Annotated in this window: 16 protein-coding genes; 8 read left to right on the forward strand and 8 right to left on the reverse strand. The window is 70.6% G+C overall.

Annotation, left to right across the window (positions count from 1 at the left end; all coding sequences use genetic code 11):
* Window positions 1-133: 133 nt before the first annotated feature.
* Window positions 134-1,312, forward strand: coding sequence for a pyridoxal phosphate-dependent aminotransferase (locus LO772_RS16960; protein ID WP_231779241.1), 1,179 nt, complete (start codon window positions 134-136; stop codon window positions 1,310-1,312).
* Between the two features lie 181 nt (window positions 1,313-1,493).
* Here LO772_RS16960 and LO772_RS16965 read toward each other — a convergent pair whose 3' ends face one another.
* Together LO772_RS16965 and clpB are read right to left on the reverse strand one after the other, a co-directional pair.
* Entirely contained in the window at window positions 1,494-1,967 is a 474-nt protein-coding gene (locus tag LO772_RS16965; RefSeq protein ID WP_231779242.1) for a YbjN domain-containing protein, read from the reverse strand.
* A 276-nt stretch (window positions 1,968-2,243) separates the two neighbouring features.
* The gene (clpB, locus tag LO772_RS16970) at window positions 2,244-4,865 is read right to left on the reverse strand and encodes an ATP-dependent chaperone ClpB (RefSeq protein WP_231779243.1); all 2,622 of its coding nucleotides are present in this window, start codon (window positions 4,863-4,865) and stop codon (window positions 2,244-2,246) included.
* Window positions 4,866-5,140: 275 nt separating this feature from the next.
* On the opposite strand from clpB, the gene LO772_RS16975 reads away from it, so the two are divergent.
* On the forward strand, window positions 5,141-5,590 hold the full coding sequence (locus tag LO772_RS16975) for a pyridoxamine 5'-phosphate oxidase family protein (protein ID WP_443089428.1): 450 nt from the start codon (window positions 5,141-5,143) through the stop codon (window positions 5,588-5,590).
* Between the two features lie 26 nt (window positions 5,591-5,616).
* Window positions 5,617-6,672, forward strand: a complete 1,056-nt coding sequence (locus LO772_RS16980) for a serine/threonine-protein kinase (RefSeq protein ID WP_231779244.1) — start codon at window positions 5,617-5,619, stop codon at window positions 6,670-6,672.
* Window positions 6,673-6,676: 4 nt separating this feature from the next.
* Here the strand turns inward: LO772_RS16980 and LO772_RS16985 are convergent, their stop codons facing one another.
* From LO772_RS16985 to LO772_RS17010, 6 genes are all read right to left on the reverse strand, one after another.
* Window positions 6,677-7,627 (reverse strand): hypothetical protein, encoded by a 951-nt coding sequence (locus LO772_RS16985; RefSeq protein WP_231779245.1) that lies wholly within the window; start codon window positions 7,625-7,627, stop codon window positions 6,677-6,679.
* A 330-nt stretch (window positions 7,628-7,957) separates the two neighbouring features.
* Window positions 7,958-8,413: a heat shock protein transcriptional repressor HspR gene (locus LO772_RS16990; protein WP_231779246.1), complete on the reverse strand. Its 456-nt coding sequence runs from the start codon at window positions 8,411-8,413 to the stop codon at window positions 7,958-7,960.
* Between the two features lies 1 nt (window position 8,414).
* Window positions 8,415-9,587, reverse strand: a complete 1,173-nt coding sequence (dnaJ, locus tag LO772_RS16995) for a molecular chaperone DnaJ (RefSeq protein ID WP_231779247.1) — start codon at window positions 9,585-9,587, stop codon at window positions 8,415-8,417.
* Between the two features lie 49 nt (window positions 9,588-9,636).
* Window positions 9,637-10,263: a nucleotide exchange factor GrpE gene (gene grpE / locus LO772_RS17000; protein ID WP_231779248.1), complete on the reverse strand. Its 627-nt coding sequence runs from the start codon at window positions 10,261-10,263 to the stop codon at window positions 9,637-9,639.
* Complete coding sequence (gene dnaK, locus LO772_RS17005) at window positions 10,260-12,119, reverse strand: molecular chaperone DnaK (protein WP_231779249.1); 1,860 nt, start codon at window positions 12,117-12,119, stop codon at window positions 10,260-10,262. Before dnaK ends, grpE begins: the two co-directional genes overlap by 4 nt.
* A 138-nt stretch (window positions 12,120-12,257) precedes the next feature.
* The gene (locus tag LO772_RS17010) at window positions 12,258-13,715 is read right to left on the reverse strand and encodes an outer membrane protein assembly factor BamB family protein (RefSeq protein ID WP_231779594.1); all 1,458 of its coding nucleotides are present in this window, start codon (window positions 13,713-13,715) and stop codon (window positions 12,258-12,260) included.
* A gap of 496 nt (window positions 13,716-14,211) precedes the next feature.
* Between LO772_RS17010 and LO772_RS17015 the strand changes: the two genes are divergently transcribed.
* From LO772_RS17015 to LO772_RS17035, 5 genes are all read left to right on the forward strand, one after another.
* Window positions 14,212-16,743, forward strand: a complete 2,532-nt coding sequence (locus LO772_RS17015; RefSeq protein ID WP_231779250.1) for a (Fe-S)-binding protein — start codon at window positions 14,212-14,214, stop codon at window positions 16,741-16,743.
* A 141-nt stretch (window positions 16,744-16,884) separates the two neighbouring features.
* Window positions 16,885-17,889 (forward strand): Yip1 family protein, encoded by a 1,005-nt coding sequence (locus LO772_RS17020; RefSeq protein WP_231779251.1) that lies wholly within the window; start codon window positions 16,885-16,887, stop codon window positions 17,887-17,889.
* Window positions 17,890-18,175: 286 nt separating this feature from the next.
* Complete coding sequence (locus LO772_RS17025) at window positions 18,176-18,808, forward strand: bifunctional DNA primase/polymerase (protein WP_231779252.1); 633 nt, start codon at window positions 18,176-18,178, stop codon at window positions 18,806-18,808.
* Window positions 18,809-19,200: 392 nt separating this feature from the next.
* Window positions 19,201-19,830 (forward strand): DUF6585 family protein, encoded by a 630-nt coding sequence (locus tag LO772_RS17030; RefSeq protein ID WP_231779253.1) that lies wholly within the window; start codon window positions 19,201-19,203, stop codon window positions 19,828-19,830.
* 592 nt (window positions 19,831-20,422) lie between these two features.
* Window positions 20,423-21,256 carry a class I SAM-dependent methyltransferase gene (locus LO772_RS17035; RefSeq protein ID WP_231779254.1) on the forward strand — a complete coding sequence of 278 codons (834 nt, stop codon included), beginning with the start codon at window positions 20,423-20,425 and terminating at the stop codon, window positions 21,254-21,256.
* Window positions 21,257-21,285: the final 29 nt, after the last annotated feature.

Genomic DNA, 21,285 nt, shown 5'->3' on the forward strand with positions numbered 1-21,285 from the left:
ACCCGACCGGAAGTGATCAGCAAGAAGTGACGAGTGACGCGTCGCCGGTGAGCGGTTTTTACCAGTGACGGGACACGTTGACGACGTGATTGGTCCGGATCATCCGGACTTCGGAAAGGGACAGGTGACGCCCATGGGCCGCCCGCTGCTGAACCGCCGTCTGGACGGCCTGGGTACGACGATCTTCGCCGAAATGTCCGCCTTGGCGGCGAAAACCGGTGCCATCAACCTCGGCCAGGGGTTCCCCGACACCGACGGCCCGGACGAGATCCGCGAGATCGCCGTCGCGGCGCTGCGCGACACGGGCGCCCACCTCAACCAGTACCCTCCCGGGCCCGGCCTGCCCGACCTGCGGCTCGCGATCGCCGAACACCGCCGGCGCTTCCACGGCATGCATTACGACCCGGATACCGAGGTCCTGGTGACCACCGGCGCCACCGAGGCGATCGCCGCGGCGGTGCTCGCGCTCGTCGAGCCCGGGGACGAGGTCGTCGCGCTGGAGCCGTACTACGACTCGTACGCGGCGTGCATCGCGATGGCCGGGGGCGTGCGCGTGGGCGTACCGCTGCGACCGCCGTACTTCCGGCTCGACCGGGACGCGTTGCGCGCCGCGATCACCCCGCGTACGCGCCTGCTCATCCTCAACACCCCGCACAACCCGACGGGTACCGTGCTCACCCGCGACGAGCTGGCCTCGGTCGCCGAACTCGCGGTCGAGCACGATCTGGTGGTGGTCACCGACGAGGTGTACGAGCACCTGGTCTTCGACGGCGAGCACGTCCCGCTCGCGTCGCTGCCGGGCATGCGGGAGCGTACGGTCACGATCAGTTCGGCGGGCAAGACGTTCTCGTTCACCGGCTGGAAGATCGGATGGGTGTGCGCGACACCGGAGTTGGTCGCGGCGGTGCGGACGACGAAGCAGTTCCTGACCTACGTCTCCGGCGGCCCGTTCCAGCCGGCGGTCGCCCGCGCGCTGCGGCTGCCGGACGCGTACTTCACGGCGTTCCGGGACGGGATGCGCGAGAAGCGCGACGTGCTCGTGGCGGGTCTGGAGGCCGCGGGGCTGACCGTGTACCGCCCGCAGGGCACGTACTTCGTCACGACCGACATCACCCCGCTCGGGTTCGACGACGGGCTGGACTTCTGCCGTCGGCTGCCGGAGCTGTGCGGCGTGGTCGCGGTCCCCGAGATGGTCTTCTTCGACGACACACCCGAGGCCCGGAAGATCGGCCGCCCGCTGGTGCGCTTCGCCTTCTGCAAGCGCGAGGACGTCTTGGCCGAGGCGGCAAAGCGCCTCGCGACGCTCCGCTGACGCGACGCCGCCGCAAGGGGCGACCGCCGCGCGTGTCCGGAGCGGGGGTCCGGAGCGGGGGTCCGGAGCGGGGGTCCGGAGCGGGGGTCCGGAGCGGGGTGTGCACGCGTGTGCGCGGCACGCCCCCGCCCCGGCTTCGTGCTCCCCGCGTACGTCTCCCGCCGAGCGGCGTGCGCGTGGTTCAGGCGTCCGCCGGGGGGATCTGCTCCGTGAGCCAGTTCGAGAACGAGATGCACGTGCTGATCCACGCGCGGGTCGTGAACACGAACAGCTCGCGGTTGACGCCCGGCTCGAGGTCGAGCTGCGCCTCCGCGATGATCCGCAGGCGGCCGTCGTCGTGGACGTGGGTGTAGGCCTTCGGCCAGAAGTACTGCCGGTGCCAGTCGTCCAGGATCTCCAGGATGCGCGGCTTGTCGGTCACGTCGAACTCGCGGTCGAGGAACATCCGGACCGTGTAGATCTCGGAATTCTCGCCCTTGAGCATGAAGTAGATGCGGAAGCCCTCCCACGGCGCACCGACATCCCCCTCTTCGTCGACGAAGTGGTTGATCTGGAGCTCGGTGAGGACCTGCTTGATCAGATCCTGCGTCGGCCGGAGGACCGGCGGCGCGGGAACGAAGTTCGGCCTCGGGACCGAGGACGGGTCGATGCTCATGGCTTTCCTCTCCTGACGTCTCCCCGTCATCCTCCCCCATTCGGCCGTCACCCGGTGAGCGCTGTCACGGGTCGTCATCGGGCGTTTCCCGACCGTATGGGGATCACTCGCACCCGGTTCCGCCTTCGCGCGCCGGACCGGCGCCCGACACCGGCCACGTTCACCACGTCCCTCCCGCGCCGGACGTACGACGAGCCCTTCCCGCAGGTGGGCGCCCGTTTGCGGCGAAGCGGCGAGAGTGCGTCCCGGGGACGGGCCCTCGCCGCCTCATCGCCGTCAGAGCGTCTTCGCGGCGGATGCCGTGGCCGGCTCCGGGCGGACGTTCAGGGCGTCCTGCGTGATGTCCAGATCGACGATCACCGCGTCGCCGTCGGTGATCTCGCCGGCGAGGAGTTCGCGGGCGAGCTGGTCGCCGATCGAGGTCTGGACGAGGCGGCGCAACGGGCGGGCGCCGTACGCCGGGTCGTACCCGGTCAGGGCCAGCCACTCGCGTGCCGCGTCCGTGACGCGCAGCGTGATCCGGCGGTCGGACAGGCGCGCGGCCAGGCGGGCGACGGACAGGTCGACGATGTGCGCGAGTTCGTCGGTGCCGAGCGCGTCGAAGACGACGATGTCGTCGAGCCGGTTCAGGAACTCCGGTTTGAACGACATCCGCACGACGTCCAGGACGCTCGCCTTCTGCTCCGCCGGTTCCAGCGTCTGGTCGACGAGGAACTGCGAGCCCAGGTTGGAGGTCAGGATCAGCACGGTGTTCCGGAAGTCGACCGTGCGCCCCTGACCGTCCGTCAGGCGACCGTCGTCCAGGACCTGGAGCAGGACGTCGAAGACCTCGGGGTGGGCCTTCTCCACCTCGTCGAGCAGCACGATCGTGTACGGGCGCCGCCGCACCGCCTCGGTGAGCTGGCCGCCCTCCTCGTAGCCGACGTATCCGGGCGGCGCACCGACCAGGCGGGCGACCGAGTGCTTCTCGGCGTACTCGCTCATGTCGATGCGGACCATCGCGCGCTCGTCGTCGAAGAGGAAGTCGGCGAGGGATTTGGCGAGTTCGGTCTTGCCGACGCCGGTCGGGCCGAGGAAGAGGAACGATCCGGTCGGGCGGTCGGGGTCGGCGATCCCGGAACGCGCGCGCCGCACCGCGTCGGAGACGGCGGCGACCGCGGTCCGCTGGCCGATGAGGCGCTTGCCGATCTCGTCCTCCATGCGGAGCAACTTCCCGCGCTCGCCCTCCAGAAGGCGGCCGGCCGGGATGCCGGTCCACGACGACACGACGTCGGCGACGTCGTCCGGCCCCACTTCCTCCTTGACCATCGACGCGGTCGCCGAGGCGGTCTCGGCGTTGTGCGACGCCTCGTCCAACTCGCGTTCGAGCGCCGGGATCTGCGCGTACATCAGTTTCGACGCCGACTCGAAGTCGCCGTCGCGCTGGGCTCGTTCGGCTTCACCGCGCAGGTCGTCGAGCTGCTTCTTGAGTTCGCCGACCTTGTTGAGGCCGGCCTTCTCCTGCTGCCAGCGCGCGGTCAGCGCGTTCAACTGCTCCTGCCGGTCGGCGAGATCGCGGCGCAGCTTCTGCAGCCGCTCCTTGCTCGCCGCGTCGGACTCCTTCGCGAGCGCCAGCTCCTCCATGTGCAGGCGGTCGACGGTGCGCTGGAGTTCGTCGATCTCGACCGGCGACGAGTCGATCTCCATGCGCAGCCGCGACGCCGCCTCGTCGACGAGGTCGATCGCCTTGTCGGGCAGGAAGCGGGCGGTGATGTAGCGGTCGGAGAGCGCGGCGGCGGCGACCAGTGCCGCGTCGGCGATCTGGACCTGGTGGTGCGCCTCGTACCGGCTCTTGAGGCCGCGCAGGATCGCGATCGTGTCCTCGACGCTCGGCTCCCCCACGATGACCTGCTGGAAGCGGCGTTCCAGGGCGGGGTCCTTCTCGATGTGCTTGCGGTATTCGTCGAGCGTCGTCGCGCCGACGAGGCGCAGTTCGCCGCGCGCGAGCATCGGCTTGAGCATGTTGCCGGCGTCCATCGCGGAGTCGCCGGTCGCGCCGGCTCCGACGACGGTGTGCAACTCGTCGATGAACGTGACGATTTCGCCGTCGCTGTCCTTGATCTCGGTGAGCACCGCCTTGAGGCGCTCCTCGAATTCGCCGCGGAACTTCGCGCCCGCGACCATCGCCCCGAGGTCGAGCGCGATCAGGCGCTTGCCGCGCAGCGATTCGGGCACGTCGCCGGCCACGATCCGGCGGGCGAGGCCTTCGACGACGGCGGTCTTGCCGACGCCGGGCTCGCCGATCAGCACCGGGTTGTTCTTCGTACGCCGCGACAGCACCTGCACGACGCGGCGGATCTCCGCGTCGCGGCCGATCACCGGGTCGAGCTTGCCGTCGCGCGCCTCCGCGGTCAGGTCGCGCCCGTACTTCGCGAGTGCCTGATACGTGCTCTCCGGGTCGGGCGACGTCACGCGCGCGCTCCCGCGCACCTGCGTGAAGGCGTCCAGCAGCGCCTGCGGCGTCGCGCCGAGCGCCTTCAGGGCGTCGCCGACCGCGCCGCCGCTCTCGGCGATGCCGACGAGCAGGTGTTCGGTCGAGATGTACGCGTCGCCGAGCGCCTCGGCGCGTTCGCCCGCGTCGTTGAGCGCGGCCAGGGTCTCGCGCGCGAGCTGGGGCGCCGCGACCGTTGAGCCCTGGGCCCGCGGCAACCGGTCGAGCGCCTGGTCGGCGGCGATCCGCACCTGCGGCGCGGGCACGCCGAGAGCGGACAGCAGGGGGATGGCCGTGCCCTCCGGCTGGTCGAGCAGGGCAAGCAGCAGATGCGCGGGCTCCACGTGGGGGTGCCCGGACGCCGCGGCCGTGCGGACGGCGGTGGAGAGGCTCTCCGCGGCCTTCGTGGTGAGCTTGTTCGCATCCATGGGCGCGCCGCGACTCCTTCGCTGGTTGTACGGGGCGGTGTTCGGGGGCTGGTCCGGGGCGGTACGGGTCCGCTCCCGCCTCGGGGGCGGATCACGCCCCTCGAAGGGATTCTTTCCCGTCCTCCCGGGTCAACCGTGCCAGCATTGAGTCTATTCCACTCAACTACCTTGCGGATACCCGATGCATAGCCGTGACCACGAGCCCGCGCCGAGGCCCACCTCCCGACCGTCCCCCACCCGTGGCGCCGCGCCACCCCCACGACTACCGTCGCCCCGTGAACCCGACTCCGCAGTCCCTCGACGCCGCGGCACACCCCGGTGCGCCCGACCCGCTGGCCGCCCGCCTCGACGCGGCCTACCTCGCCTTCTGGCGCGAATACCACCTGTGCACCCTCACCACCCCGCGCCCGGACGGCACCCCCCACGTCGTCCCGGTCGGCGTCACCTTCGACCCGGAGACCCGCGTCGCCCGCGTGATCACCAGCCGCGACAGCCGCAAGGCCCGCAACGTCCGCGCCGCGGGCGACGCCGGCGCACGCGTCGCCGTCTGCCAGATCGACCGCGCCCGCTGGGCGACCCTCGAAGGCACCGCCTTCGTCCGCGACGACCCCGCCTCCGTCGCGGAGGCCGAACACCGCTACGCCGAGCGGTACCACCCCCCGCGCGAGAACCCGAACCGCGTCGTCATAGAAATCCGTGTGGACCGCGCCCTCGGCCGAGCCTAGGGCGCATCCCTCCCCGACGAGACGAGGTGCCCCCCATCGAGCCGCGATCAGCCGAACCGGCTCGCTCGTGGGCGTGGCCGAAGCGCTACGAGGTGCGCAGCCAGCTGGCGTCGGGCGGCTTCGGAATCATCCTGCGGGCGTTCGACCGCGAGGCGGGCCACGACGTGGCGGTCAAGGTGCCGCGCCCGGTCGCCGTCGACCCGAGCCACCTGGACCGGTTCCGGCGTGAGGCGGCCATCGTCTCGACCCTCCGCCACGAGAACGTCCTGCGGGCGCTCGCCTCGGACACGTCGGGAGAAGTCTTCCTCCCGCACTTCGTCACCGAATTGATCCACGGGGTGACCCTCCACCACCGGATGATCCACGACGGCCGCATGGCGTTCGAGGAGATCGCCCAGGTAGGCGCGCAGCTCACCGAGGCGCTCGCCGCGATTCACCGGGCCGAGGTCGTCCACAACGACATCAAGCCCACGAACGTGATGGTCGATCCGAACGGCAAGGTCACGGTCATCGACTTCGGGCTCGCGGTGGCGGCGACCGAGCCGGCTCCGCGGCAGGCCGTCGGCTCGTGGGCGTATCAGGCTCCGGAGGCCCTGGACGCGCTTCTGACCCGCCACCGCGGTGATCCGACCACCGCGCCGACGCCGTCCACGGCCGCGGACGTGTATGCCGCCGGTCTCGTCCTCCACGAACTCACCACGGGCGAACGCGTCTTCGATGCGACGTCCCACGAGTACCAAGACGTTCGCGCGGCAGCCGGCAAAGACGTGCCGCGCCTGTCCGAGGCACGCCCCGGAACCCCGCCGGCCTGGGACGGCGTTGTCGCGCGCATGACCGCGAGGGATCCGGCGGATCGGCCGACGGCGGCGGAAGTCGCCGAGGAGATACGGGGGATCGCCCCGCCTCCGCCGGGTTCGGGAACGGCGTCGCGGACGGCGTCCGTCGGCCTCACCCCGGTGTCCCACGACCGGAGTCAGTCCTCCGCGCCCGCGCCGCGGCGCTCCGACGAGAGTCGCACCTCGCCCCGCGTGCAGCACGAACCCGGGAAAAGCGCCGCGCTGAAGAAGGACCGGACGAAGTGACCGGCTACCGGCGCGCTTCCCGGAGTTTCGCCACGGCGCTCGCGTGCACGTCGTGCATGTACCGCTCCGGGGAGTACGACCACGGGAAGCGGTAGAGCCGCGAGTCGACGGCGTTGAAGGTCGCCGCCATGTCGAGCCAACCGCCGCTCTGGGCCTGGGCGTACGCGAGCAGCGCCGCGTCCGCGAGGAAGGTCGGCCCGCGTTCGGCGGAGGAGACGGGCCAGAGTTCCTGAATGGCCTGGAGGTCGGTGCGTACTTCGGGCCGGCCCCAGTAGTCGGCGGGCGCGAAGCCGGGGTTCTTGCGGTGCTCCTGGCGCGCGTACTCGATGTGCGCGTGCAGCAGGATCAGCACGAGGGGCGAGCGCTTCGGCGCGTTCGACGCGGTGTGGGCGGCGAAGGCGAACATCTCGTCGTGCGAGCCGTGCCACTTCTCGCACAGGTACTGCAGGGCCTGGTCGTGGCCGTGCCGGTGATGCGGTGCGCGGTCCGACAGTTGCTTCCACAGCCAGTCGAAGTCCTGCCGGGGCCGGGCCAGTCCGCGCGCCACGGTGATCCAGGTCATCCACGGCGTGGGGTCGTCGCCGTCGCCGGACACGGCCTCCCGGCACGCCTCGTCGGCCTGCCGGAGCAGGTGGTGGAACGCCTGGAACGCCGCCTGGTTCGCCTGGTCGGCCCGCGCCGCGCCGCGCGCGGCCCACGCGGCCATCACCAGCGACTGGGCGCGGACCGCCAGGAAGTCCGGCGACGCCGGCTCGGCGTGCTGCCACCCGAAGAACCACCCGGGGTGGTCCTGGGCGACCTTGCCGAGCGCGCACGCCGCGACCGCGCGCTTGTCCCAGTCCCTGCCGATGTCGCGCATCAGCTCGGCGGCAGGCTTCCACTTGCCGGTCGCGACGGCGGCATCGCGGGCCCGGGCGATGTCCGCGTGTCCCAAAGCCTCGTCCGTGACGCGCACCGGCGCCGGCGGATCGGCCGGGACCACCAAGGATGTCGACGACTGCGAGGAAACGGCTCGACCACGCCGTAACCGTCCGAAGAGTGCCATGCCCCGAGCTTATTCAGCGTCAGTTGCCAAGAGCTAACGGGCAGTTGGCGAGAAAACGGGCAGAATGTGCCGGGCCGACTCCGCCAATACCCGTGATCATGGCCCCACGGCGGTTGGCGGCGGCTGTGCGGAGGGAAACCGGAGCCGCACCGTCCGCCTCGGGGCCGCCGCCGCACGCAGAAGTGGCCTCGCACCCACACGGGTCGCGAGGCCACCGGATCGTCGGCGGAGGGCGGGCGGTTACTCCGACCGCCCCCGCTTCGGGCGCCAGACCACCAGAGCCGAGGCCTGCGGCTGGACGCGCACGAGGTCGCGGCGGTAGGACGCGTGGACCGCGGCCTCGCGCTGCGCCTGGACCGCGCCGGCCTCGGCCGCCGCGGCCTCCAGTTCGGCGACGCGCATGCGCAACGCCTCGACGTGGTTCTCCAGTTCGAGGATGCGCTTGATGCCGGCGAGGTTGATGCCCTCCTCCTGGGAGAGCCGCTGCACCTCGCGCAGCAGCACGATGTCGCGCGCCGAATAGCGGCGACCGCGCCCGGCCGTGCGGTCCGGCGAGACCAGGCCGAGCCGGTCGTACTGCCGCAGCGTCTGCGGGTGGAGCCCGGACAGTTGGGCGGCCACCGAGATGACGTACACCGGTGTGAGGTCGCTCAGTTCGTACGGCCCCGCCCCGGAGCCGCCTCTGTCCGCCCTCATGTCACGCTCCCTTCGCCGCTTCCATGAGTTTCGCGCGCGGGTCCTCCGACGCGGTCGCGGCCCGGTACGCCTCCAGCGCCTCCAGCGCCTTCGCGTCCAGGCCCTTGGGGACCGTCACCTCGACGGTGACCAGCAGGTCACCGCGGGTGCCGTCCTTGCGGGCCGCGCCGCGGCCCCGCACCCGCAGGGTCGCGCCGTTCTTGGTGCCGGACGGGAGCTTGAGGGTCACCGGCGTCCCGCCCAGCGTCGGTACCGCGACTTCTGCCCCGAGAACCGCCTCGGGGAACGTCACCGGAACGTTGACCGTCAGATTGTCGGCCTTGCGACCGAAGACCTGATGCGGGCGTACATGGACAACCACATACAAGTCACCCGCCGGACCGCCGCGTTCGCCCGGCGCGCCCTTGCCCTTGAGGCGGATGCGCTGGCCGTCCTGCACCCCCGCGGGCACGCGCACCTGCATCGTGCGGGCGCTCTTGCCGCGCCCGCTGCCGTGGCACACGATGCACGGGTCGTCGACGATCAGCCCCCGGCCCTTGCAGTCGCGGCACGGCTCGGAGAACGCGAACCCGCCTTGGTTCCGGCTGGTCTGCCCGGTCCCGCTGCAGGTGGGACAGGCACGCGGCATGGTGCCCGCCGCGGCGCCCGTGCCGTTGCAGTGCCGGCACGGTTCCGAACTGGTCAGGCGGATGGGCACGGTGGCCCCGTCCACCGCGTCGGTGAAATTGAGGGTGACCTCGGACTCGACGTCCTGGCCCCGGCGCGGCGGCGCCTGCCGCGTCCCGGCACGGCCGAAGAGCCCCCCGAACAAGTCGCCCAGGCCGCCCGGGCTCCCCGGCTGCTGGCCGCCGGCCCCGGCGCCTCCGAAGAGGTCGCCGAGGTCGAAGGGGAAGGAGCCGGCCCCGCCCGCACCACCTTGCGGGCGGAAGCCGCCGTTGCCGAACAGCGTGCGCGCCTCGTCGTACTCCTTGCGCCGCTTCTCGTCGGCGAGCACGTCATAGGCCTCGGAGATCTCCTTGAACCGCTCCTCCGCCGCGACGTCGCCCTTGTTGGCGTCGGGGTGGTACTCGCGGGCGAGCTTGCGGTACGCCTTCTTGATCTCCGCGGTGCCGGCGTCCTTCGGGACACCGAGGACCTTGTAGAAGTCCTTTTCGAGGTAGTCCTTGGTACTCACGGCGTCCCGCCTCCCTTCTGTCCGGCCGGTTCCATGCTCACTTTCATGCCTAGGTGGTGTCCGATTCCGCCGCCGGGGGCTCGCCGGCCTCGGCGGGCTCGGCGACCGCGACGCGTGCGGGACGGATGACCCGCTCGCGGAACTGGTAGCCGGGCTGGAGGATTTCGACGCACGTCGGCTCGGTGACGTCCGGCGCGTAGCTGTGCAGCAGCGCCTCGTGGACCACCGGGTCGAACGGTTCGCCCTTCTTGCCGAAGCTCTGGAGCCCCATCTTGGCGAGCGCCGACTCCAGCGACTCGGCGACGGACTTGAAGCCGCCGGAGAGTTCACCGTGGTCGCGCGCGCGCCCGATGTCGTCGAGCACCGGGAGCAGGTCGGTCAGCACCTTGACGATCGCCAGCTCGCCGGCCGCCTGCCGGTCGCGCTCCACACGCTTGCGGTAGTTGGAGTACTCCGCCTGCAACCGCTGGAGATCCAGCGTGCGCTCGGCCAACTGGCCGCGCACGCTCTCCAGTTCCGCGGAGGACGAAACGCCGCCCGAGCCCGCCGGGCCGGGACCGCCCTCGCGGGCGCCCCCGTCCGGAGCGGGGCTGCGGACCTCACCGGTCTCGGGATCGATACGTCGCTTGTCGCGGATCACCGGCTCCTCGGGGAAGCCGTGCGTCCCCTCCGTCACGCAGCACCACCTTCACGCTTGTCCTCGTCCACGATCTCGGCGTCGACGACATCATCGTCCGCCGCACCCGCGGTGTTACCCGCGGAAGCACCCGCCGCACCCGCGGCGTCGCCGCCGGGCTGCGCGTTCGCGTACATCGCCGAGCCCAGCTTCTGGCTCGTCGTGGCGACCTTCTCGGCGGCGTCGCGGATCTTGGCGACGTCGTCGCTCTTGAGCGCGTCCTTCAGCTCGGTGACGGTGCCCTCGACCTCGGACTTGACGTCGCCCGGCACCTTGTCGCCGTTGTCGGCGAGGAACTTCTCGGTCGTGTAGACGAGTTGCTCCGCCTGGTTGCGGGTCTCCGCGTCCTCGCGGCGCTTCTTGTCCTCTTCCGCGTGCTCTTCGGCCTCGCGCATCATGCGCGAGATGTCGTCCTTCGGCAGGCCGGAGCCGCCGGTGATCGTCATCGACTGCTCCTTGCCCGTCCCGAGGTCCTTGGCGGACACGTGGACGATGCCGTTCGCGTCGATGTCGAACGTGACCTCGATCTGCGGCACACCGCGCGGCGCGGGCGGCAGTCCGGTCAGCTCGAACATGCCGAGCTTCTTGTTGTCCTGCGCGAACTCGCGCTCGCCCTGGAAGACCTGGATCTGCACGGACGGCTGGTTGTCGTCGGCCGTCGTGAAGATCTCGGAGCGCTTGGTCGGGATCGTGGTGTTGCGCTCGATCAGCTTGGTCATGATGCCGCCCTTGGTCTCGATGCCGAGCGACAGCGGCGTGACATCGAGCAGCAGGACGTCCTTGACCTCGCCCTTGAGGACACCGGCCTGGAGCGCGGCGCCGATCGCGACGACCTCGTCCGGGTTGACGCCCTTGTTGGGCTCCTTGCCGCCGGTCAGCTCGCGCACGACCTCGGCGATCGCCGGCATACGGGTCGAGCCGCCGACCAGGACCACGTGGTGGATCTCGGACAGCTGGATGCCAGCGTCCTTGATGACGTTGTGGAACGGCACCTTGACGCGGTCCAGCAGGTCCTGCGTGAGCTGCTGGAACTGGGCGCGGCTCAGCTTCTCGTCCAGGTGCAGCGGGCCCTCGGCCGACGCGGTGATGTAGGGCAGGTTGATCGAGGTCTCGGTCGAGCTGGACAGCTCGATCTTGGCCTTCTCCGCCGCCTCGCGCAGCCGCTGGAGCGCCATCTTGTCCTTGGCCAGGTCCACGCCGTGCGCGTTCTGGAACTGCCGGACGAGGTGGTCGACGATGCGCTGGTCCCAGTCGTCGCCGCCGAGGTGGTTGTCGCCGTTGGTGGCCTTGACCTCGACGACGCCGTCGCCGATCTCCAGCAGCGACACGTCGAAGGTGCCGCCGCCGAGGTCGAAGACGAGGATGGTCTGCTCGTCGCCCTTGTCGAGGCCGTACGCCAGCGCGGCGGCCGTCGGCTCGTTGACGATGCGCAGGACGTTGAGGCCCGCGATCTCGCCGGCCTCCTTGGTGGCCTGGCGCTCGGCGTCGTTGAAGTACGCCGGGACGGTGATCACCGCGTCGGTGACCTTGTCGCCCAGGTAGGCCTCGGCGTCGCGCTTGAGCTTCTGCAGGATGCGGGCGCTGATCTCCTGCGGGGTGTACTTCTTGTCGTCGATGGCCACGGTCCAGTCCGTGCCCATGTGGCGCTTGACCGAACGGATCGTCCGGTCCACGTTCGTGACCGCCTGGCGCTTGGCGACCTCGCCGACCAGCACCTCACCGTTCTTCGCGAAGGCCACCACGGACGGTGTGGTCCGGGATCCCTCCGCGTTGGTGATGACGGTCGGTTCGCCGCCTTCGAGAACGCTGACGACAGAGTTCGTCGTACCGAGGTCGATTCCGACCGCACGTGCCATGTTGGGGACCTCCGGAGGGGAAGATTGAGTGATACGGGCTCAAGGATGAACGACCTGTCCAACGGCGTCAAACCGCTTGAGTATTCCCGACTCAACTTTACTGCTCCAAGGCGACGCCCTCGACGGAACGCGGGGTGCTCATGACGCCCCGAATACCTGGACCGGCGGCTTCGAGGTCTGCCCGCCGAACAACGCGACGCGCCCGTCGGCGACCCACACCGCTCCCTCGCGGTCCAGCGACAGGTCCTCGGCCACCAGCCGGTGCACCACCGACGGAGCCCCGCCCGCGAGCGGGAAGCGCAGCAGCGTCGCCTGGTCGGAGTAGCTCTTCGAGACGGTGAACACCACGCCGTCCCCGTCCACCGAGACCGGCGTCGGGTAGCCCGGCTGCCCGGCCGGCGCGGACCACGTGCGCTTGCCCGTCGCGAGGTCGTACGCGCCGACGCTGCGCGAGTCCTCGGCGGAGCCGAGAGCGGTGTAGAGCACGCCGTCGCGGATGAGTACGGACGCCTCGTACTGGTTGGTGTCGTGCAGGTCGCTTGTCTCGAAAACGATGCCGTCCTCGCCGCCGACCGGCAGTTCGGCGACGGCCGTGAGCGCGTCGTCGTACACGATGATCTTGCCGTCACGCTCCCCGAGCACCCCGGTGGCGTTCCACTCGTCGAAGACGACGACGGGAGACGCGGAGATCAGATTCGGCCAGCTGTCCGGCCCGTTGTCGAGCGCGGTCAGCTTGCGCTGGACGCCGTTCACGGGGTCGAGGACCGCGACACCGCCGACGTACTTGATCGACGTGGTCTCGCTGCGCTGCAGCGTCACCGCGACCCCGGTCGGGGACGCGAGCACGTCGCGGATATCCCAGTTGTCGCGGTAGATCCCGGTACCGGCCTCCGGCGTCGTCCAGGTCCACATCTGGGTGCCGCCGTGGAGGTTGTACGCGAACACCGACGACGCGGCCCCGACCACCGCCGTTTCGCCGTCCGCGGCGAGCGTCATCTCCCAGGCGCCCTCGAACTCGGGCACCTGGTGGGTCCACAGGACGGAGCCCTGGGCCAGGTCCACCGCGGAGACGGTGTCGCAGTCGCCCGAAGCGCCCTCGTAGCCGATCAGCCCGACGCCGCCGACCGGCTTCGCGCTCGTCTCGCAGATCTTGAGCGACGCCGGCAGCCCGGCGATCGGCGCGCCCTCGGCGCCGGTGGCCGCGTCGTACACCGTGACGCCGTTCTCGTTGGCGACGACGATGTTCTTGCCGCCCACCCAGCCGCCGCGCGGATCGGCGGAATCCGACCCGCCGGCGGGCGCCGACCACGCCAGATTGAGGTCGACGGGGGCCGCGGGGGTGGAGGGCGCCGGCGGCTGCCCGGTCCCGGGGGCACCGGACGACGAGGCCGGGCCCGCCGACTCCGACTTGTCGTCGTCGGACCCCGCGAAGGCGAACCACGCGCCGGCCCCCGCGACCAGCGCCAGGGCCACGCCCCCCGCGATCAGGGCCCAGTGCCTGCGCCGGTCGCCGTGCGGGGGCGGGCCGGGCGGGGCCGACGGGTACGCGGGCGTGTACGCCGGGGTAGGGGTCGGCGTCGGCGTCGGGGCATACATCGGCACGGAGGTCGGCGCGGAGGTCGGCGCGGAGGTCGGTCCGACGGCCGGCGGCTGCGCGGGCGGACCGCCGGCCGGAGACACGGGCGGTCCACCGGGCTGCCACGGCGGTTGTACCGGCGGGGCGGGCGGGGCCGACGGGCGTGTCGGCGGCCGGGGCGGGGGCTGCGGGGCCGACCGAGGATCAGGGTGCGGGTTCGGCTGCGGAGCCGGAGTCGGCCGCGACGCGGGGGGAGGTTCGTGCTCGGACATGCGCCGGATGGTAGATCCGTGTGCATTCCGGCACGTCACAGGCACAGTCGGGGAGGTGGCGCAAGGGCGCGGCGCGCGCCATGACAGCATGACGGTAAGGAAGGCTGACGGGCCGATTATCGACCGTGATGGAGATCATCCGTTCAGTGGATTAGTTACTTGTCGGTAAGATCCCAGCACGGCCTTACGCTGACGGCCGTAATACGCCCCGGAAGGGACGTCCCACCGGAGGAGCAGAACCGCGATGCAGCTTGCCGCCATCGTCATAGCGCTGGTCATCAGCGTGGTCGGCTTCGCCCTGCTCGGGCGCGCCGCCGCGTACATCTTTCAGTATGTGAAGCTCGGCCAACCGGTACTCGGACGCTCGGGACCGGTCGGGAAACGCCTCACGAACATGCTCACCGAAATCCTGGGCCACACCCGGATGCTCAAGTGGGGCATCGTCGGGTTCGCCCACTGGTTCGTCATGGTCGGCTTCGGGGCGTTGTTCCTCACCCTGGTCACCGCGTACGGCCAGCTCTTCGACGCCGAATTCCACCTGCCGATCATCGGTCACTGGGTGGTCTGGAATTTCTTCGAGGAATTGATCGGCCTGGCCACGGTCCTCGCCATCCTGGCGCTGATCGTCATCCGGCAGCTCAATCACCCTCGCCTGGCAGGACGCAAGTCGCGCTTCGCGGGTTCCACGTTCTGGCAGGCGTACTTCGTCGAGGGCGTGGTCCTCGGTGTCGGCCTGTGCATCATGATGCTGCGCGGCCTGGAAGGCGCGATCAACGGCGAGGAGTCGTGGAGCGCGCACTACCCGGTCTCGTACCCGTTGGTGAAGGCGTTCGAGGGACTGTCGACGGGCAGCCTGGAGAACCTCATCTACATCGTCGCGATGCTCAAGATCGTGATCTCCATGGGCTGGGCGACCACCATCGGCCTCAACCCGTCGATGGGTGTCGCGTGGCACCGCTTCACCGCGTTCTTCAACATCTTCTTCAAGCGCGAGGCGTCCGGCGGCGTCGCGCTCGGCGCCCTCCAGCCGATGACCTCCGGCGGCAAGCCGATCGACTTCGAGGACCCCAAGGACGACGACATCTTCGGCGTCGGCCAGGTGGAGCACTTCGCGTGGAAGGGCCTGCTCGACTTCGCGACCTGCACCGAGTGCGGACGCTGCCAGTCGCAGTGCCCCGCCTGGAACACCGGCAAGCCGCTGTCGCCGAAGCTGCTGATCATGTCGCTGCGCGAGCACGCGTTCGCGAAGGCGCCGTACCTCCTCGCCGGCGGCGGCAAGGACATGGGCGGCGACGAGAAGGGCACCGAGGAGCAGCTGGCCAAGGTGCCCGCGAGCGCCCTCGCGGAGGCCGAGCGCCCGCTCGTCGGCACCGCCGCGGACGGCGGCATCATCGACCCGGACGTGCTGTGGTCGTGCACGACCTGCGGCGCGTGTGTCGAGCAGTGCCCGGTCGACATCGAGCACGTCGACCACATCGTCGACATGCGCCGCTACCAGGTGCTGATCGAGTCCGCGTTCCCCTCCGAGGCCGCGACGATGCTCAAGGGCCTGGAGAACAAGGGCAACCCGTGGGGCCTCGCGGCCAAGGCGCGCCTGGACTGGACCAAGGAGCTCAAGAAGGCCACCGGCATCAAGGTGCCGATCATGGGCGAGGACATCGAGCCGTCCGAGGTCGAGTACCTGTACTGGGTCGGCTGCGCGGGCGCGCTGGAGGACCGCGCGAAGAAGACCACCAAGGCCTTCGCGGAACTGCTGCACATCGCGGGCGTCAAGTACGCGATCCTCGGCAAGGAGGAGTCGTGCACGGGTGACTCCGCCCGCCGCCTCGGCAACGAGTTCCTGTTCCAGATGCTCGGCGCGCAGAACGTCGCGACGCTCAACATGGCGTTCGGCGAGGACGACGAGGACGAGTCGACCAGGCTGCCCGCGTCGAAGAAGCGCATCGTCACCACGTGCCCGCACTGCTTCAACACGATCGCGAACGAATACCCGCAGCTCGGCGGGCAGTTCGAGGTCATCCACCACACGCAGCTGCTGCAGCACCTGGTCGACGAGGGCCGCTTGGTGCCGGTGGGGCCCGTCGAGGGGCTCATCACGTACCACGACCCGTGCTACCTGGGCCGGCACAACAAGATCTACACGCCGCCGCGCGAGATCATCGCCAAGGTGCCCGGTCTGCGGAACGAGGAGATGCACCGGCACAAGGAGCGCGGCTTCTGCTGCGGCGCCGGCGGTGCCCGCATGTGGATGGAAGAGCGCATCGGCAAGCGCATCAACAACGAGCGCGTCGACGAGGCGCTGGCCCTCAACCCGGACATCGTCTCGACCGCGTGCCCGTTCTGCCTGGTCATGCTGTCCGACTCGGTGACCGGGAAGAAGCAGAGCGGGCAGGCGAAGGAGTCGACGCAGGTGGTCGACGTCTCGCAGCTGCTGCTGCAGTCGGTCAAGGTGCCGGAGCCGGTGGGCGTGGGGGCTTCGCCCGCGGCGGCGCCGCCCGCTTCGGCCGCGGCGGCCTCCGGCGGGACGGCCGCTTCCGGCGGGGCGCCCGCGGCCGGGGCGGCGACTGGCTCCGGTGGGGCGAACGGGGCTTCCGGGAACGGGGCTTCCGGGAACGAGGCTTCCGGGAACGGCGCTTCCGACAACGGGGCTGCTTCTGGCAACGGGGCTGCTTCCGGCAACGGGGCTGCTTCCGGCAACGGGAGCTCGGCCGACGGAGCCTCGCCGGCGCCGGGGGCGTCCGGGGAGTCCGATGCCTCGGAGGCCGAGACCAAGTAGGAGCTTCCGCACGAACACGCGGCGGCGGACCGACCGGGTCCGCCGCCGCGGCGCGTTCACGGCGCGCGTGCCGTGAACCACGCTCGTAACAACTGCGTTCCCGACGCGCCACGGCCGCGGGCACACCGGTACCGTCGGAGTGTGACCGGCAACGACCGCTATCCCTACGACCCTTACGGGTCGGCGCACGAACCGCCTGTGCAGTACGACCAATACGGTCGGCCGCTGCCGCAGGGCCCGCAGGCGCACCCGCAGGCGCCGCACCAGCAGCACCAGCAGCACCAGCAGCACCAGGCACCCCGGACGCACCAGGCGCCGCAGCCGCATGACGCGCCCCGGCCACCGTCGCACCGGCACCACCCAGGGCAGCAGGGCCAAAGCCCGCCGCGGTACCAGCAGCAACCGCCGCCGCCCGCCCAGCCGTCCGCGTACCCCGCCGGTCCGCTCGCGCTGCCGGACGAGACGAGCATCTACGTCTACGGCGGGACGCCCGACGGCTACACGCAGGTCACGCCCGCCGTACCGGAGCCCGCGCCCCGGCGGCGCGCCGCCGATGCGGGCCGGGGGTACCCGGGGCAGCCGTACACGCCGGTCGCCACCGCGCGCCCGCTCGTCTGGCAGGAGGTCCTGAGCGGCCTGGCCACCCGGCCGCTGGCGACCCTGGAGCGCGCCCGCGACCAGGCGTTCTGGTGGCCGGCACTGATCGTCTCGGCGATCTGCGGCGTGCTGGCGATGATCGCCAACGACACCGCGCGGGACCAGGTGCTCTCCACGACGCTCAGCACGAGCGTCCCGGCCATCCTGCTCAGTGCGGTGCTGGTGCCGGCGTTCTGCGTCGTGCTCGGGTGGGTGTCGACCATGCTCGCCCGGTCGCTCGGCGGCAACGGCGACGCCGGGCCGTTCATCACCCTCGCCGCGCTGGTCACGTGGCTGGCCGACGCGCCGCGGCTGCTGGTGTCGCTGTTCGCGCACGATGACAACTCGGCGCTTTTCACGCTCGGCCTCGCGACCTTCGCGCTGACCGCGTGGCTGCTGACCGCCGCCGCGATGCGCGTCCACGAACTGCCGTGGCCGCGTGCGCTCGGGGCGGTGTCCGTCCAACTGATCGCGCTGCTGGTGTCGTTGAAGCTGCCGGTGACCGGCTGACGCTATCCCGCGAACGGTCTGGAAACGGGCGAAATCCACCGGTGCGAGCAAAGCGGACCACAAGCGGACCACCCGGACCACAAGCGGTCGCAGTCGGTCCTCGGATGGATCTTCCCGTCGCGTACGTGACGCGGTTTCCTCGTTGCAGTCGGTCTCACCGAACGGCAACGAGAAGGAACGGCACATCCAGCACACGCGACCACGCGGCGGTCTCCCGCTCGGGCCCGGAGCCTGCCGGCTCCGGACGACACACGGGACGTCCGACCGCCGCGGTTAAGGACCGGACATGCTCGTGCGGAGACGCACTCGGGCGGCACTGCAGGCAGCCGCCCTGTTCTATGCGACGGACCGCGGCTGGCCCGTGGTCCCCGGCGCGTACGTCGACCAGGGCCGCTGCTCGTGCCGGTCGCCGCGCTGCCCCGAAGCGGGCGCGCACCCCGGCGACGACGCGGGCCTGACCGCGGCCAGCCGCTCGGCGGACGTGATCAGGGCGTGGTGGGGGCGGCAGCCGTACTCGGTGCTGCTCGCCACCGGACTCGAATTCGACGTCCTCGACGCCCCCGCGCACGCCGGCTACGCGGCGATCCGGGAGCTGGCACGCCTGGGCTTCCCGCCGGGCCCGGTGGTGCATGTGCCGTCCGACCGACTGCTGTTCCTCGTCCAGCCCGGCGCCCGCGACGTCTACTGGTACACGATCGACCACAACGACGCCGCGCACGTCGACGTCCTCCACCACGGTCTCGGACACGTCACCCCCGCACCCGCCGGCCCCGGCGGCCGGTACGGCGCGGAACCACGATGGGCCGTCGCCCCCGACCCGACCGACCGGCGCCTGCCCGAGGCCGTCGAAGTCCTGGGCACCTTGGTCCGCTCCTGCCTCCAGGACCCGACCGCCCCCGCAGCGTACGCCCGCAGGTGACCGCCTGACCGTCCCCGCCCCGAACCCCCGTCCAACCCCCACACGCCGACCCCGTTCGCCGTCGAGCCCCGGAGCCGCCCACTCCACCGCTCCGGCGACGGGGTCGGTCGCCGTCCCCACACTCGGCCTCCGGCCGGAGCCCCGTCGTGTCAGTGCCCTGACCGACGCCGCGCGGCCCACCGATGGCCGCATCAACAACTCGACGGTCACGGCCCCCTGCCTTGGGCCCGCGCGAACGGCACGCACGGCCCCACCACGTACCGCGGCGTTTGATATCCAGATGACGCGGCCAATTGTGGCGTATTCGCAGGGTCCCGCTGGGCAGCCCTAGGGTCTTGCCGCACGGATCACCCCCCGTTCGGCGCTGCCCCACCCATCGACTGGATATGCCTATGACCTCCGCGTCCCCCTTGTCCTCGCAGCCGATCCCGCAGCCCGTTGCGGCCGTCGCCTCGGCACGGCAACTCGGCGAGCACAGCCGGACGTTCGCGCACCGACGCACGGTGTGGCGCAAGCTGAACGCGAAGCGGTTGCATCTCTTCGCGCACGGGATCGTCGTCTCCGGTGCCGAAGAAATGATTCTTTCCTTCCGATACGACGCGATGACGCTGTTTCAGGAAGTGGTGTCCCAGTCGGTCAACGGAGTACAGACCGGCACCTTCCACACCTACACCGTCCTGCGGCCCGACGGCACCAAACTGAAGCTCCCCGACTGCGTGAACCCCGAACAATGGGGGCCGGAGATCCAACAGGGTCTTGTCAACGCGCAGTTCCCCGTCGCACAAAACGCCATCGCACAAGGGGACCGCCTGCAGTTCGGCAAGCTCACCCTCGACCACAACGGCGTGACCACCCCCAAGGGCACGGCGTCCTGGCGCGAAATCCAGCGCGTGGACATCGACAAGGGTGTTCTGGTCCTGGCCAAGTCCGGCCACGGAACCAACTGGTTCCGAATCCAGGTGCGCAAGATCCCCAACTTTTTCATCGCCTACCACCTGATGCGAGGCATGCACCAACCCTGACCCCGAACACCCCGGCAACCAACGCGGCAACCCCCACCAAGAACCCATCACCTCGCCCGCGCGGGCCCTCCCACAACGCCGCCAAGACAACACGCTTCGGCCCCCACCCCGCTCGCGCACGGTCCACGTGGCAGCCGAGTCTCACGCGCCTCCAAGCCCGCTCTTCTCACGGCTTGGCCATACACCGGCCCGAGGCCGTCCTACCGCATCGGAACTCGGCGACGTACCGCGCTCCGCAGCTCTCGACGCGAGGATGGCGGTCAGGGCTGGGACTACGGCGAGTCGATCGGCTTGCAACTTCAGGAAGTCGCCGGGGAGTTGTCGGAGCGCCGGTGCGTTGGTGCCGGAGGGCGGCTGGGGCGGTGGCGAGGTCGGGGGCGGTGTCGACAATCTGGCAGGCGAAGCCGTTCCGCACCTTCGGCACGCTCCCAGCCTGGGACACATCGCGCGTGCACGTGATGGCGAGGCCGTCTCGCCCTGACTCTGTGTGACAGTCCATGCGCAGATTGCGATACTGTGCGGCGGTGTAGGCGGCTGGGCCATGGCCTTGGTTGGCCGCCGAGAACGCGTGGCCGACAAGAGTGGATTGGGCATGACGGAGCGCATTGCCGGGCAGTTGACGGAAGTCCCGGAGACAGCCCTTTGGGCCCTCTACCACCGTGCCGCGGAAGCGCGGCGCCCCGACGCCGTCCTGCAGGATCCGCGCGCGATCGAGCTCGTGCGTTCCCTGGACTATGCCTGGAAAGAGCGGTTCGGAGCAGTCTCGTCCCGGATGGCGCAGATGGTGGCTCTGCGTGCCCGCTGCTACGACGCCGCCGTGCAGGAATTTCTGCACCGCCATCCGAAAGGCACGGTGATCGCACTCGGCGAGGGTTTGGACACACAGTTCTGGCGGGTGGACAACGGCCACGTGCACTGGATGACTGTCGACCTCGCGGAACCGGCGGGTCTGCGTGCCCAATTCCTTCCGTCCCATGGCCGGCAGCGCACCGTGGTCTGTGACGTCCGAGACCCTCGTTGGCTGCAGGAGGCCGGCGCCTCGTCCGAGGTGATGATCACAGCCCAGGGGCTGTTGATGTACTTGCGGCCCGCAGAGGTGCGGGAACTGCTCGCGGCCTGTGCGACGCACTTCCCCGGGGGACGCATGGTGTTCGATGCGGTTCCCCGTTGGGTCCGGGACCGCGTCAGGTCCGGACAGCGGGCTCCTGGCAGCCGCTGCCGGACGGCGCCGATGCACTGGGCGATGGACTTGGGCGAGCACGAGAAGCTGCGCACCGCTCACCCCGGTATCAGCGAGGTCCGCAACCTGCCGATGCCGCCCGGGCGTGGGTTCGTCTTCCGCTACCTCATGCCACGCGCGGGCAGTCTGCCCGGGTTCCGTCGGCTGCCCCCGCCGGTCGTCCAGCTGGGATTCGCGGCGTCCTGAGGCGGTCCTGGCAGTGTCGTCCAGTCCGG

Origin of the sequence: Yinghuangia sp. ASG 101 (genome assembly GCF_021165735.1) — a bacterium.
Classification (GTDB): Bacteria; Actinomycetota; Actinomycetes; order Streptomycetales; family Streptomycetaceae; genus Yinghuangia.